Source organism: Burkholderia sp. D-99 (genome assembly GCF_011605345.1).
Classification (GTDB): Bacteria; Pseudomonadota; Gammaproteobacteria; order Burkholderiales; family Burkholderiaceae; genus Burkholderia.
This window is the reverse complement of the sequence record NZ_JAAOXM010000002.1, coordinates 1,026,616-1,039,893: the sequence shown is the minus strand read 5'-3', so window position 1 is coordinate 1,039,893 and position 13,278 is coordinate 1,026,616. Positions and strand designations below refer to the sequence as shown.

12 protein-coding genes are annotated in these 13,278 nt (G+C 64.1%); 6 read left to right on the top strand and 6 right to left on the bottom strand.

The genetic code is table 11. The features are described from left to right. Window positions 1–1,732 precede the first annotated feature (1,732 nt). Entirely contained in the window at window positions 1,733–2,914 is a 1,182-nt protein-coding gene (locus HAV18_RS11900; protein WP_166955767.1) for a DNA-binding protein, read from the top strand. Between the two features lie 136 nt (window positions 2,915–3,050). Here the strand turns inward: HAV18_RS11900 and HAV18_RS11895 are convergent, their stop codons facing one another. The 3 genes from HAV18_RS11895 to HAV18_RS11885 all read right to left on the bottom strand — a co-directional run bounded on the left by HAV18_RS11895 (window position 3,051) and on the right by HAV18_RS11885 (window position 5,308). Further along, on the bottom strand, window positions 3,051–4,076 hold the full coding sequence (locus tag HAV18_RS11895; protein ID WP_166955766.1) for a tyrosine-type recombinase/integrase: 1,026 nt from the start codon (window positions 4,074–4,076) through the stop codon (window positions 3,051–3,053). 102 nt (window positions 4,077–4,178) lie between these two features. Further along, entirely contained in the window at window positions 4,179–4,556 is a 378-nt protein-coding gene (locus HAV18_RS11890; RefSeq protein WP_166955765.1) for a DUF2471 family protein, read from the bottom strand. A gap of 140 nt (window positions 4,557–4,696) precedes the next feature. Then, on the bottom strand, window positions 4,697–5,308 hold the full coding sequence (locus HAV18_RS11885) for a helix-turn-helix domain-containing protein (protein WP_021163719.1): 612 nt from the start codon (window positions 5,306–5,308) through the stop codon (window positions 4,697–4,699). A gap of 161 nt (window positions 5,309–5,469) precedes the next feature. Here HAV18_RS11885 and HAV18_RS11880 point away from each other — a divergent pair, with 161 nt between their 5' ends. Both HAV18_RS11880 and tdh read left to right on the top strand, forming a co-directional pair. Beyond that, complete coding sequence (locus HAV18_RS11880) at window positions 5,470–6,669, top strand: glycine C-acetyltransferase (protein WP_166955764.1); 1,200 nt, start codon at window positions 5,470–5,472, stop codon at window positions 6,667–6,669. Between the two features lie 13 nt (window positions 6,670–6,682). Then, the gene (gene tdh, locus HAV18_RS11875; RefSeq protein WP_047902093.1) at window positions 6,683–7,711 is read left to right on the top strand and encodes an L-threonine 3-dehydrogenase; all 1,029 of its coding nucleotides are present in this window, start codon (window positions 6,683–6,685) and stop codon (window positions 7,709–7,711) included. A 427-nt stretch (window positions 7,712–8,138) separates the two neighbouring features. Here the strand turns inward: tdh and HAV18_RS11870 are convergent, their stop codons facing one another. Both HAV18_RS11870 and HAV18_RS11865 read right to left on the bottom strand, forming a co-directional pair. After that, window positions 8,139–8,555, bottom strand: coding sequence for a hypothetical protein (locus HAV18_RS11870; RefSeq protein ID WP_347814749.1), 417 nt, complete (start codon window positions 8,553–8,555; stop codon window positions 8,139–8,141). After that, window positions 8,552–9,190: a GNAT family N-acetyltransferase gene (locus HAV18_RS11865; protein ID WP_166955763.1), complete on the bottom strand. Its 639-nt coding sequence runs from the start codon at window positions 9,188–9,190 to the stop codon at window positions 8,552–8,554. The genes HAV18_RS11870 and HAV18_RS11865 overlap by 4 nt, the downstream gene beginning before the upstream one ends. Window positions 9,191–9,371: 181 nt before the next feature. Between HAV18_RS11865 and HAV18_RS11860 the strand changes: the two genes are divergently transcribed. Both HAV18_RS11860 and HAV18_RS11855 read left to right on the top strand, forming a co-directional pair. After that, the gene (locus HAV18_RS11860) at window positions 9,372–9,977 is read left to right on the top strand and encodes a TetR/AcrR family transcriptional regulator (protein WP_166955761.1); all 606 of its coding nucleotides are present in this window, start codon (window positions 9,372–9,374) and stop codon (window positions 9,975–9,977) included. A gap of 63 nt (window positions 9,978–10,040) precedes the next feature. Next, window positions 10,041–10,520 (top strand): nuclear transport factor 2 family protein, encoded by a 480-nt coding sequence (locus HAV18_RS11855; protein ID WP_166955760.1) that lies wholly within the window; start codon window positions 10,041–10,043, stop codon window positions 10,518–10,520. Window positions 10,521–11,011: 491 nt separating this feature from the next. Here the strand turns inward: HAV18_RS11855 and HAV18_RS11850 are convergent, their stop codons facing one another. Beyond that, a complete protein-coding gene (locus HAV18_RS11850) occupies window positions 11,012–12,097 on the bottom strand; it encodes a tartrate dehydrogenase (protein ID WP_166955759.1) in 1,086 nt (361 codons plus the stop codon). A 117-nt stretch (window positions 12,098–12,214) separates the two neighbouring features. Here HAV18_RS11850 and HAV18_RS11845 point away from each other — a divergent pair, with 117 nt between their 5' ends. Continuing rightward, window positions 12,215–13,138 carry a LysR substrate-binding domain-containing protein gene (locus tag HAV18_RS11845; protein WP_166955758.1) on the top strand — a complete coding sequence of 308 codons (924 nt, stop codon included), beginning with the start codon at window positions 12,215–12,217 and terminating at the stop codon, window positions 13,136–13,138. Window positions 13,139–13,278: the final 140 nt, after the last annotated feature.

Here is a 13,278-nt window from a genome sequence, read left to right as displayed (position 1 = left end):
CGCGTGCAAAACGGCACTCACCCCAGGCGCTCCCGAAAACCCTCACCAGTCCGGATTTGCAGCGTTCCGGACTCGTCCAGACGTGCTGCGGGATGCGCCGATTCACAGAATTTCACCTGTGCGCGACACGTGCGAAGTGTGCTCCCGTATCGGCTCACCTTTCGATTTGTCGTAATTTTACGACTGCGCCGCCGTGAGTTCGGCACAGGGTTGCGATCCCACCTCACCGCGCTTCCCGATCGGCCCGCTTCGGCCTGTATGCATGTACAGGCGGGACTCACCGGGTGATCGTGATCGGCTCCGCCATCCCGGAAGGCGCCAGCGAAACCGGCCCGCACGACCCGATCGAGCGAGCTTTGTCGGCCCGGGCGCGCATTGTACAGCGCACAAACCGTATCGGGTCCCGAAAATACTCACCTTGAGCACAGCGTCTCTATTCGCCCGGATGCCGACGAATCCCCGGCTCACGCGGGATTTGCTACCCAAGCCTCCCGAAAACGCTCACCTTACCGAAAAATCGCTGTGCCTCCACTGCCACGGAAATGGCTCCCGAAAAACCTCACCGTAACTGCCGCGGTATCAAAAACCCCAATGCCTTCCGATACTTATGCGCAGAAGGCATCTGGCTGTGCGCCGCTGACATCCCCCGAAAAACCTCACCTTTCGACCGAAAACCTTCATACGACAACCCTATGTCACCCCCCGAAAAATCTCACCTGTGCCAAAAAGTGGCACAGCAAAAACGAGATTTCTTCCAGTCCTGGCGGGCTTTTCGGCGAATTCGGCTGCTCACAGGTCCCGCAAAACCTCACCTTTGACCATTTTTCGGGCAAATTCCATTCCCGGAAAGGCTCACCTGTGGCCGGAATCACCGCCTGTGATTCATGCCCCGAAAAAGCTCACCTCAGCGGGATCCGGGCAGGAAAACCCGCATTTCCCTCCCGAAAAACCTCACCTTTAGGGCATCACAGGCCCCCGAGAGCACTTTTGCTGTGCAAAATGGCGTCCGCTTCCCGGAAATCCTCACACCAAACTCCCGCGGAGTCCCGTGAAACCTCACCTTTCACAAAAACTGCCTAAAAGATGGGCAGAATCGGGGCACAAAGAAGGTCCCGCAAGTTCTCACCTATGTCTGCACAGGCAGAAAACTGTGCAGTCAGGCACAGCGCGGGTTCTGTGGCTGTGAGGCCCCGAAAAACCTCACCTTTGGGAAATCTCGTGTTTCACTGTGATCCCGAATCCGCTCACGACCTTTCCTGCAACGGCTCACGCAGCTCCCTGAACCCCATCACTTCAGCTCCCGCAGAAGATCACCTTGGCTCCCGTAAAACTTCACCTTGTCGGCCGGAAAGCCTTGCAGCATAAGGCTGTGCCGTGGCGTTAACGTTTTTAACTAAGGGTTCAAGGGTGTTTACTTCTAATACTCTCAAGACATGGGCCGAAGAGTTTTCCACAGACACCCCAACCCCTGAACACCCACAGGCAATCGGATCCACCGTCATGTGAAACAAATGCCGAAATTCTGGATCTGCTGGAAAACGCTTGTACGACAAGGACTTGGCTGACTTTCTTCGCTTTGTTTCACGGAATCCTGAACCACAGTCGTCCAGATTCGCTCACAGGCCCGATTTCTGTGCAAAGCGACGTAAATTCACAACGTTGAGCGGAAGAAGGTATTAATAAGTACGTATTTCGTTATGATCGCAACACTTCAATGTCTGTGAGCACAGCGATGACCCTCGACGAAATACGCCAAGCCATTCGGGACGAACTGGAATCGCTGCGCGCAAACGGTGCCCGACGGCAGGAATTGTCGCTGCATGCGTGCAAACGGCTGTTCTTCGATCTCGGCATCCGGCCGTCGGCTGCCAACGTCCGCGATCTCACCCAGACCGGCAGCGCAAGCGACATCCCGAAAGACATCGATCATTTCTGGGAGCGCATTCGCTCCGCTTCCAAGGTGAGGCTCGACGGTGCAGCAATCCCGAAAGCCGTCGAGGAAAAAGCCGGTGCGTTGTTGGGGGCACTGTATGAAGAAGCGTTGAAAGCCGCGCGAGACAGTCTCGACGGCGATCGCGAACAGGTTCGCGCCGGCGTTGCGGACGCAGAACAGCGGTTGCGCGACGCAACCGTCCGCCAGGAAACGCTCGAAGGCGCGCTCGCGCGTGGCGAAGCGAAAAACGAGCAATTGCAGGCTCGCGTGACCGAACTGGAAGTCCAGCTTGCGTCGCAAACGACGCATGGTTCGGCAAGCGAAGCGACGTTACTCACCACAGTCGCTCGACTGGAGAAGGAACTGGCTGCGGCAGCCGGCCGTGTCGAAGCCGAGCAGGCGCAGAACGCCACGCTGCGCGACCGTATCGATGCACTGCAAGCCGAACTGCAGCAGCGCACCGAGCACTACGCGCAGCAAATCAAGGACGCGGTGGCCGAAGCCGAACGCCGCGTCAAGCCCATGCTGGTCGAGCTGGATGCGCTCCGCAGCACGGCGTCGACCTATCAGAGCGGTTTGCGCGACGTCCAGCGCAAGGAATTCGATTTCCTGCAGCAGTTGAGTTCGGCCAAGGCGCGCGCCGACCGGCTCGAGGAACAGTTGCGCAGCCAGGGCGATGAACTGGAACGTGCGACGCGCGATGTGAGTTCGCTGCGCGCGAGCCGCGGAATGGATCCGGAAATCGCCGCGCTGATCCGCCGCCTGGCCGATGCCGGACAACTCGATGCGGAGGCGTTTGCCGCGATCGGCACCTCACTGGATCAAGAGATTCCGGTGCCGGCCCATTGCCCGCATTGCGACGGCGAGCCCGAACTGTCGCACGGAAAAGAGGGTTTCGAAGTGGCCTGCCCCGAGTGCGAGCATGCTTCGGGCCCATGGCCATCCCGATTCGAAGCCGTCGCCCGCTTTGCGCACACGTGACGCAAGGATCGGTCGCACCGCACAGGTGAGACGATCCGGGGAGCTTGAGGTGAGGTTTTTCGGGAGCTGTGAAACGGTGAGGCAACGCCACACAAGGCTGCTCACGGATCGCGTCGCGTGAGCAGCCGTTTGGGGATCAGTGAGTTTCGTCGATGCCGGATGCGTCACCGTCACCGTTGCTGTCGGCCAGACCGTCGCGCCAGTTTTTCCATGCGCGATGCAGGCGATTCGACGAGATGGGCCGCATGAAGCCCAGCCATTTGCCGACCCGTTCGGGCGGCACATCGTGTTCGAACAGCTCGGCCGCGTAGGTATTGCGCAGTGTTTGCGGGCTCGCGCGCGCAGTGCGTGACGACGTGAGCCCGGCGGATTCGACGATCGCGTCGATGGCGCGCAGCATCGTCGCCTTGTGCATCGGCCGCCCGGCGTGGGATGCGGGGAACACGAGTTCACCCGGAATGTCCTGACGCTTGCGTTCGGTGAGCCACGCTTCGAGCAGCGCGATCGCGAACGATGCCAGGTGGGTTTCGCGTGCGAAATCAGGATGTGTCGATTCGATCTGCAGCGATGTTCCAGCCGTATTGATGCAACTAATCGTGAGTACGCGAGCTTCACCGGTCTTGATGCCGGCACCGAGAAACACGGCGACGAGCGCACGGTCGCGCCGTTCTTTCCAATAAGCGGAACCGGATACACCAATCGGCGAAAACAGGTACGCGAGCAACGTTGCTCGCTCGGTTGGCGTGAGGAAACCGGTAGGTTCGTTGTCGCGCGCCTTGCGCCAGTTCGCTTCGCCATCCTGAGCAATGAACCGGGCCGGGTTGGTCGATGCGTATTCGGTACGCCGGATGTGGTCGAGCACGCGCTCGATCAGCCGCAGATAGCGCATCCGCTGGGTTTTCCGGATCGGGAGCTCGCCGACGAAATTCGCGATGGCTGCGGTATCGACCGTTGCCAGATTCTTCTGGTGCGTACGCAGCCAAGTGAGAAACGCGCCCCATTGCGCGCGATAGACGTCGGCCGATGAACGGCGATAGTCCTGCATGGCGAGCCACGCATCGAATGCGGCTTCGGGCGAGACGATCCAGTCGGACGCGCCGCGGTCGAACAGATCCGTTTCCTCCGGGCGTGCTGGGGTGTCGGGAGAGGCGGGAAGGGACATGTGATTTATTCCGTTAGTTGCGTATATCGTAGCCCTTTCCGCAACGTCTCGGGCAGCAAGAGGCGGGACAAGGCCGCCACGCGCGGTGGCCGGGGCGGGCAGTCAGTCGCCCCACGCCTTGGACGGGCGAAGAGCACGTTCGCGAGGCGCGGTGTCGTTCGAGGTTGACGCCGCTTCGTATGCGAGAACCGCGAACGAAAATACGGCGGGCAGCGCGTTCGAGCGCCCGAAGTCGATCGGATCGTCCGTTTCGGGAAACGTCATGTCCGACGGCCGTTCGAACAATTGACGCATGCCGGCCTCGTGCCGGCTGGCAAAGCCGAGATCGGCGAGCGCCTCGGCTTCGATGGCGTGCAGCAGGCGCCACGTCAGCGGGACGCGCTGGCGGATATAGCGCCCGGCAATATGGCGAACGATCAGCTCGAGGTCGTGCGCGGCAGCCTTGAAGCTGAGCGCGGCCAAATCTTGTTCTTCTGTCATTGCAGGCTCCTGTCGACCGGGCGGGCGCCTCGGTGCGCCGGCTCCGGCCCATGCATGGCGGAATGTCCGTATACTGTACAAACATACAGTGTTTTCCGCAACTGGCCTGCAATCGGCCCTTTGGCCAGCTATCCGCGCCGTCAGCGGTGTATCACGATGAGCAGTGCCCGCGCCTCGGCCTTGCCGGGATTGCGGATCGCGTGCGGCTCGTCGGCCGGGTAGCGCGCGGTGTCGCCTACCTTCAGGCGCCGGCTTGCCGCCGCGGCTTCGATTTCCATCGCGCCCTGCAGCACGGTGAGGTGCTCGCGCGTGCCGGGCTCGTGGGCGTTCGATATCAGCGCGCCGCCGCCCGGCAGCGTCAGCTCGTACCACTCGAACTTGCCGGCGAGGTCGATCGGGCCCCACACGCGCAACTGGTACCGGCCGTCGTGACCGGCGAGCGTCGGAATGTCGTGCGGGCCGTCGACGCGGATGGTCTCGGGCGCTTTCGGCTGCGAGAACAGCTCGTCGAGCGTGATGCCGAGCGCGTTCGTCAGCCGCCACGCCACGGCGATCGTCGGGTTGGCCTTGTCGCGTTCGATCTCGGAGAGCATCGATTTCGATACGCCGGCCGCGCGCGACAGGTCGTCGAGTGTCAGCTTGCGTTCGTTGCGCAGCCGCTGGATCTGCTCGCCGACACGCGGCGGCGTGGCGGCCGGCGGTTGCGGTGCGGCGCTGGCAGGCGTGCGCCGCGAACCGGAGGAACTTGCCATTTGGATTCCGTTCGCTTAGAGTTGTTCGGTATTTCGAATTCTAGTTCGGAATATCGGATAAATGCGGTCAACCGAACGACCGACTATAACAGTAGCAGGCCGTTGCGCCGCCGCCACGAGCGGTGCGTTGCGGAATGCGAAACCCTGTCAGGAGCTTTGCGATGCGTGATGCCTTTCTCGCCCAGGTGCGCGGGACGCTGGACCAGATTCGCGCGGACGGTTTTTACAAGACCGAGCGCGAGATCGCGAGTCCCCAGGCGGCGGCCGTGCGGCTCGCCGGCGGTGCCGGCGTGCTCAATTTCTGCGCGAACAACTATCTGGGCCTGGCGAACGATCCGCGCCTGATCGATGCGGCGAAGGCCGGCCTCGGCGAGGACGGCTTCGGCATGGCATCGGTGCGCTTCATCTGCGGCACGCAAACCGTGCACAAGCAACTGGAAAGCGCGGTGGCCGCGTTTCTCGGCACCGAGGACAGCATCCTCTATTCGAGCTGCTTCGACGCGAACGGCGGGCTGTTCGAGACGCTGCTCGACGAAAACGACGCGATAATCAGCGACGAGCTGAACCACGCGAGCATCATCGACGGCATCCGCCTCTGCAAGGCGAAGCGTTTCCGCTACAAGAACAACGACCTGGCCGACCTCGAGGCGAAGCTGAAGGAAGCCGACGCAGCGGGCGCGCGCCACAAGCTGATCGCGACCGACGGCGTGTTCTCGATGGACGGCATCATCGCCGACCTGAAAGGCATCTGCGATCTCGCCGATCGCTACGGCGCGCTCGTGATGGTCGACGATTCGCATGCGGTCGGCTTCATCGGCACGCACGGCCGCGGCACGCCCGAGCACTGCGGCGTCGAAGGCCGCGTCGACATCATCACGGGTACGCTCGGCAAGGCGCTCGGCGGCGCATCGGGCGGCTATGTTGCCGCGCGTCGCGAAGTCGTCGAGCTGCTGCGCCAGCGCTCGCGCCCGTATCTCTTCTCGAACACGCTTACGCCGAGCATCGCCGCGGCATCGCTGAAGGTGCTGGAACTGCTCGGCAGCGACGAAGGCGCGAAGCTGCGCGAGCGCGTGCGCGAGAACGGCGCGCGGTTCCGCAAGCAGATGACCGAAGCCGGCTTCACGCTCGTGCCGGGCGCGCACCCGATCATCCCGGTGATGCTCGGCGATGCGCAGCTCGCGACGAACATGGCCGACAAGCTGCTCGACGAAGGCGTCTACGTGATCGGCTTCTCGTTCCCCGTCGTGCCGCGCGGCCGCGCGCGCATCCGCACGCAGATGAGCGCCGCGCATACGCCTGAACAGATCGACCAGACGGTCGCCGCGTTCGTACGCGTCGGCAAGTCGCTCGGCGTGATCTGACGGAGGCGCGACCATGAAAGCACTGGCAAAACTCGAACGCGGCCCCGGCCTCACGCTCACGCGCGTGAAGCGTCCAGAAGTCGGCCACAACGACGTGCTGATCAAGATCCGCCGCACGGCGATCTGCGGCACCGACATCCATATCTGGAAGTGGGACGACTGGGCGCAGAAGACGATTCCCGTACCGATGCACGTCGGTCACGAATATGTCGGCGAGATCGTCGAGATGGGGCAGGAAGTGCGCGGCTTCGCGATCGGCGATCGCGTGTCCGGCGAAGGCCATATCACGTGCGGTTTCTGCCGCAACTGTCGCGCGGGGCGCCGGCATCTGTGCCGCAACACGGTTGGCGTTGGCGTGAACCGCGAAGGCGCGTTCGCCGAGTATCTGGCGATTCCGGCATTCAACGCGTTCAAGATCCCGCCCGAGATCTCCGACGATCTCGCGTCGATCTTCGATCCGTTCGGCAACGCGACGCACACGGCGCTGTCGTTCAACCTCGTCGGCGAGGACGTCCTGATCACCGGCGCGGGCCCGATCGGCATCATGGCCGTCGCGATCGCGAAGCACGTCGGCGCGCGCAACGTCGTGATCACCGACATCAACGACTACCGGCTGGAACTCGCGCGCAAGATGGGCGCGACGCGTGCGGTCAACGTCGCACGCGAATCGCTGCGCGACGTGATGGCCGACCTGCACATGACTGAAGGCTTCGACGTCGGCCTCGAAATGTCGGGCGTGCCGAGCGCGTTCACGAGCATGCTCGAGGCAATGAACCACGGCGGCAAGGTCGCGCTGCTCGGCATTCCGCCGGCGCAGACGGCGATCGACTGGAACCAGGTGATCTTCAAGGGGCTCGAGATCAAGGGCATCTACGGCCGCGAGATGTTCGAGACCTGGTACAAGATGGTCGCGATGCTGCAGAGCGGCCTCGACCTGTCGCCGATCATCACGCATCGCTTCGCGGCCGACGATTACGAGAAAGGCTTCGCTGCGATGCTGTCAGGCGAGAGCGGCAAGGTGATTCTCGACTGGACGGCCTGAGTGCCGCGGGGCAGTGCGGCGTGTTCGCCGCCTGCCCCGCTTTCGTTTACGTCTGCGTTTTCGAGGCCGAAACGCGCGAATCCGGGCTCAAGGTGAGATTATTCGGGAGCTGTGTTTGCGTGCCGAATCGCGACACGATCGCACATCGGTGACCTGCAATCGCACGTTCACTTCACCTGTCGGCAGTCGCCTCGGTTCCCGTCGTCCCGCCATCACGCCGTCCCACCGTCTTGCCATCCCGCCGCCTGACACCTGCTCCTCCTCTTCCAGGCACTTCCCTGCTTACATTGCCACGTGATCATTCGCGATGCGCCCCATGCGATGCCGTGCCGAACCGTGGCATCAACCGTGAGCCCACGCGCCTCGTTGCGACTCACCCATGCGTGAAGCGATCGACATCATTCGACGTCGCTCGGTGCGCAGACGGCTACTTGATCCGCTCACCGTTCAACCCTCGTGGGTCGAGTTGAAGACTCAACACGACGAGCCAGCGCTTCGGACACTGCGGCGCAACGTCGACCGGGCCGCCGTGCGAACCGGGCGCGATGACGAACCCGTGTTGCGCCGCGTATTGATACGCGCGCAACGCATCCGCTTGCAGCCAGAAGCTGACGAGCGCGCAGGTCACGAAACGGAACAGCAGCACTGCTGCGGCGTCCGGCGCGAAGCCGGCCACGACCAGCAGGCTTTCGAACGCGAATGCCAACGCGTGCGCGATCGCGATCGTGAGGACCGTCAGCTTCAACACGCCGCGCAGCCGCAGCGCCGCGCGCACGCGTGCCTGCCGGACGGCGAGCCGGGTGTGATCGTCGCCGCCTTCGCGTTTCGGCATATCGTGTTTCACGAGGCGGCACCGGCATGTCGAGCAACGTCGATCTGCGTCGAATCGCCGGCAACGATGCGGCCGTTCATGACGCTGACGGATTTGCACAGGATCGTGCTGTCGTAGTTGTGTCCCGGAAAGCGCATCACGTCGACCGGTTGAAATCCCTCGCGACGATAGAAATCGATGAGCCGGACCGCCGCGTACGGTGCGTCGAGCGCCAGGTGTGTCGCGCCGCACGCGGCGGCCCGCCGTTGCGCGAATGCGAGCAGCGAACGGCCGATGCCGCGATCCTGCCAGACGGGATCGACGGCCAGCTGGCCGAGCGTCGCGACGTGCCGGCTGCGATAAGGATCGCAGCGGGAATCGGGATCGTGCGAACGCATCGTCATCGTCGCGACCAGGTGCGCGTTGCCGAGCGCAACGAAGCACTCGCCGGTGAGCACGCGTTCGCGTGTCGCCGAAGCTGGCTGATCGACGCACGGGCAGTTGAAGCCCAGTGCGCCGAGCGGTGCGAAGGCGCGATGCAGCAGCGCGGTCAACGTGTCGTACGAATCGTTGCGCGGGTCGAAGCGCCGCACCACGACGCGGCCATCGAGCCGCTTGGCATAAGCCGCATAGGCGCGCGCGGGGCGCGCGGTTTCCGGTCGCTGCATGATGTCCTTTCGCCCAGACAGGGTGCCCGAAGTGTAGTGAGCGTCGCGCGTCCGCTTCAAGAAAAAATGTCGTAAACGCGGCGGCCGCGTCCCGCGGCCAGGTCGCGATTCAGCCCTCTCGTCGACAGGGCTTTTTCATGCAGGTGTTGACGATGGAGAACGATCGTTCTACCGTAAACCCATGAACACACATCACGACCCTTCCGGCGAACCGGGCGTTCGCGACCGGCTGCTCGATGCAGCCGAAGCGCTGATCTACTCGGGCGGCATCCATGCAACCGGTGTCGATGCGATCGTCAAGCGATCCGGCGCGGCGCGAAAGAGCTTTTATTCGCATTTCGAATCGAAAGAGGCGCTGGTGGTGGCCGCGCTCGAACGTCGCGACGAGCGCTGGATGCGCTGGTTCGTCGACGCCACGCTGGCGCGCGGCAAGGCACCGCGCGTGCAGTTGCTCGGCATGTTCGAGGTGCTGCGCGACTGGTTCGGGCAGCCCGACTTTCACGGCTGCGCGTTCCTGAACGCATCGGGCGAGATTCCCGATGCCGACGATCCCGTGCGCGTCGTCGCACGCGCGCACAAGGCGCGCTTGCTGGCGTTCGTGCGTGAGCGGTTCGATGCGTATGCCGATGAAACCGGCATTGAGCGCCGCGGGCTCGCACGCATCGCGCGTCAGTGGCTCGTGCTGATCGACGGCGCAATCGGCGTGGCGCTCGTCAGCGGCGATGCAAACGCCGCGCGCGATGCGCGCGCGACGGCCGAACTGCTGCTCGACGCGGTATCACGATAGTCGACGCAGCGAATCCGAACCGGCCGCGGTCGTCCGTGGCCAGAACCTGAACAGGAGCAATCCATGTCCGCATCCCCCGAAGTCCGTCCGCCCGTTCCGCCCTTCACGCTCGAAACGGCGCGCCAGAAGGTGCGCGCCGCCGAGGACGGGTGGAACACGCGCGACCCGCAGCGCGTGTCGCTCGCCTATACGCCGCAAAGCCGATGGCGCAACCGTGCGGAATTCGTGACCGGCCGCGACGCAATCGTCGGGCTGCTGCAGCGCAAGTGGACGCGCGAGCTCGACTACCGGCTGATCAAGGAGTTGTGGGCGTTCGACGGCAATCGCATTGCGGTGCGCTTTGCATACGAATGGCACGACGACGCCGGCAACTGGTTCCGTTCGTACGGCAACGAAAACTGGGAGTTCGACGAAAACGGCCTGATGGCGCATCGTCACGCGAGCATCAACGACCTGCCGATTCGCGAGCAGGACCGTCTCTATCACTGGCCGCTCGGTCGTCGTCCGGACGATCATCCCGGGCTGTCCGATCTCGGGCTGTGACGCGCACGTCGACTCGATGGATCGTCGAACGCATTGCCGGGCTTCAACGGTGAGGAAATTCGGGAGTCGATGCGCTGAAGGTGAGATTTTTCGGGACCAGGTGAAATGTCGCGTCGGACTGTGTGCTTCGAGCCGTTCGACGCGGCATCGTACCGGGCAACGCGGACGCGCCATACGCATCGGGATCTCGTGATGCGCGTATCGGTATGCAACGGTGTGCTTCACCGCGTGATGCATCTCACCGATCGATCGGGGCCGGCGGTGGGTTGACGATCGGTGTGCTCGCGCGTGACGTGCAACTCACCGATCGTGTCGACGTCGACGACGGATCGCGCGAGCCGTGCGCGTTGCGATGCGGCGTTGCTCACCGCTCGATTTCACCAGGCACGCGCAGGAATTCGCACGCGTGCGCCAACGCATGGCGTGCTGCACACCGCACCCCGATTCGTGCCGACACTGCCCGGCGCGTGCGATTGCGCCGGGCGTGATCGTCAGCCCGCGATTCGCGCGGCGATCGCCTCGCCCACTTCCTGCGTCCCCGCGTTGCCGCCGAGATCGCGCGTATACGGCCCCGTGCGCAGCACGTCCTCGATCGCGGCGACGATCGCATCGTGCGCTTCGCGTTCGCGGCCTGCGCCGTTGCCGAGGAAGTCGAGCATCAAGGCCGCCGACCAGATCATCGCGACCGGATTCGCGATGTATTGCCCCGCGATGTCGGGCGCGGAGCCGTGCACGGGCTCGAACAGCGACGGAAACGTGCGGTCGGGGTTCAGGTTGGCCGATGGCGCGATGCCGATCGTGCCCGTACAGGCGGGCCCGAGATCCGACAGGATGTCGCCGAACAGGTTCGACGCAACGACGACGTCGAAGCGGTCCGGCTGCAGCACGAAACGCGCGCACAGGATGTCGATGTGCTGCTTGTCGACGGCGATGTCGGGATAGCGTTCGGCCATCTCGGCCGCGCGCGCGTCCCACCACGGCATGCTGATCGCGATGCCGTTGCTCTTCGTCGCGACGGTGAGGCGCTTCGCGCGCCGCTGCGCGAGGTCGAACGCGAATTTCAGCACGCGCTCGGTGCCGTGACGCGTGAAGATCGACTGCTGCATGACGATCTCGCGATCGGTGCCTTCGAACATCGTGCCGCCGACCGACGAATACTCGCCCTCGGTGTTCTCGCGCACGATCATGAAGTCGATGTCGCCCGCGCGGCGGCCGGCGAGCGGCGACGGCACACCGTCGAACAGGCGCGCGGGCCGCAGGTTGATGTACTGGTCGAACTCGCGGCGGAATTTCAGCAGCGAGCCCCACAGCGAAATGTGATCGGGCACCGTCGCGGGCCAGCCGACCGCGCCGAACAGGATCGCGTCCATGCCCGACAACTGCGCCTTCCAGTCGTCCGGCATCATCTTGCCGTGCTGCGTGTAGTAGTCGCAGCTCGCCCAGTCGATCTGGACGAAGTCGAAGCGGATCCCGAAGCGCGCGGTCACGGCATCGAGTGCGCGCAGGCCCTCGGGCATCACTTCACGGCCGATGCCGTCGCCGGGGATCACGGCAATTCTGTAGGTCCTGTCGGTCATGCAAAGCTCCTTGGCTGGTGGGCCGGCCGCGGGGAGAGGCAGCGGCGCGTCACGTCATTCTATTTATTTCCATCCGGATTAAAATCGCGCGAAAGGTAAATCGACTTTCCACGAATCGTGAACAAATCGCCGAATCTCGACGACCTGCGCGTGTTCAGCCTGGTCGTCCGCCTGACCAGCTTCAGCGCGGCCGCCGAGCAGCTCGCGGTGTCGCCCGCCTATGTCAGCAAGCGCATCGCGTTGCTCGAGGCGCAGCTCGGCACGCGCCTGCTGCATCGCTCGACACGCCGCGTGACGGTCACGGAAGCCGGCGAACGCGTGTTCGCGCGCGCCGAGAAGATCCTCGACGACGTCGATCATCTCGTCGAGGACGTCTCGACCACGCGCACGGTGCCGCGCGGCACGCTGCGCATTTCGAGCAGCTTCGGCTTCGGCCGGCACATCGTCGCGCCGGCGCTGCTCGACTTCACCGCGCGCTATCCGCAACTGAACGTGCGGCTCGATCTGTTCGACCGGCTCGTCGACGTCGTGGGCGAAGGCTACGACCTCGACGTGCGCATTGGCGACGAGATCGCCGATCACCTGATCGCGCGCCGCCTCGCCGCGAATTACCGCGTGCTGTGTGCATCGCCCGACTATCTCGCACGGCGCGGGTCACCGCGCTCGCTCGCGGATCTCGCGTCGCACGACTGTCTTGCCATCAAGGAGCGCGATCACCCGTTCGGCGTGTGGCGGCTGAACGTGCGCGGCGAAACGGCCACGGTGAAGGTCGGCGGCGCGCTGTCGACGAACCATGGCGAGGTGGCCGTGCAATGGGCGCTGGCCGGGCGCGGCATCGTGTTGCGTTCGATCTGGGAAGCCGCGCCGCTGATCGAACGCGGTGCGCTGTGTCGCGTGCTGCCGGACGCGATCCAGCCCGCGAACATCTGGGCCGTGTATCCGGAACGCGTCGCGGCGTCGGCGAAAGTGCGCGTATGCGTGGATTTTCTGGTGGAAGCGCTGGCCGGTTTGAATGCCGCAGCGGGCGACGAGACGGCCTGAAACCGGCTAAAGGTGAGCTTTTACGGGGGGGCATGTGCGCAACATCGGCAGGCCCCGTTTCCGGCTCGCAACCGCGTCGCGAGCCGGTCGCGTCGAACAGGCACCAACGCATCGCGGTCGCGATGTGCCGGGCCGGCCGA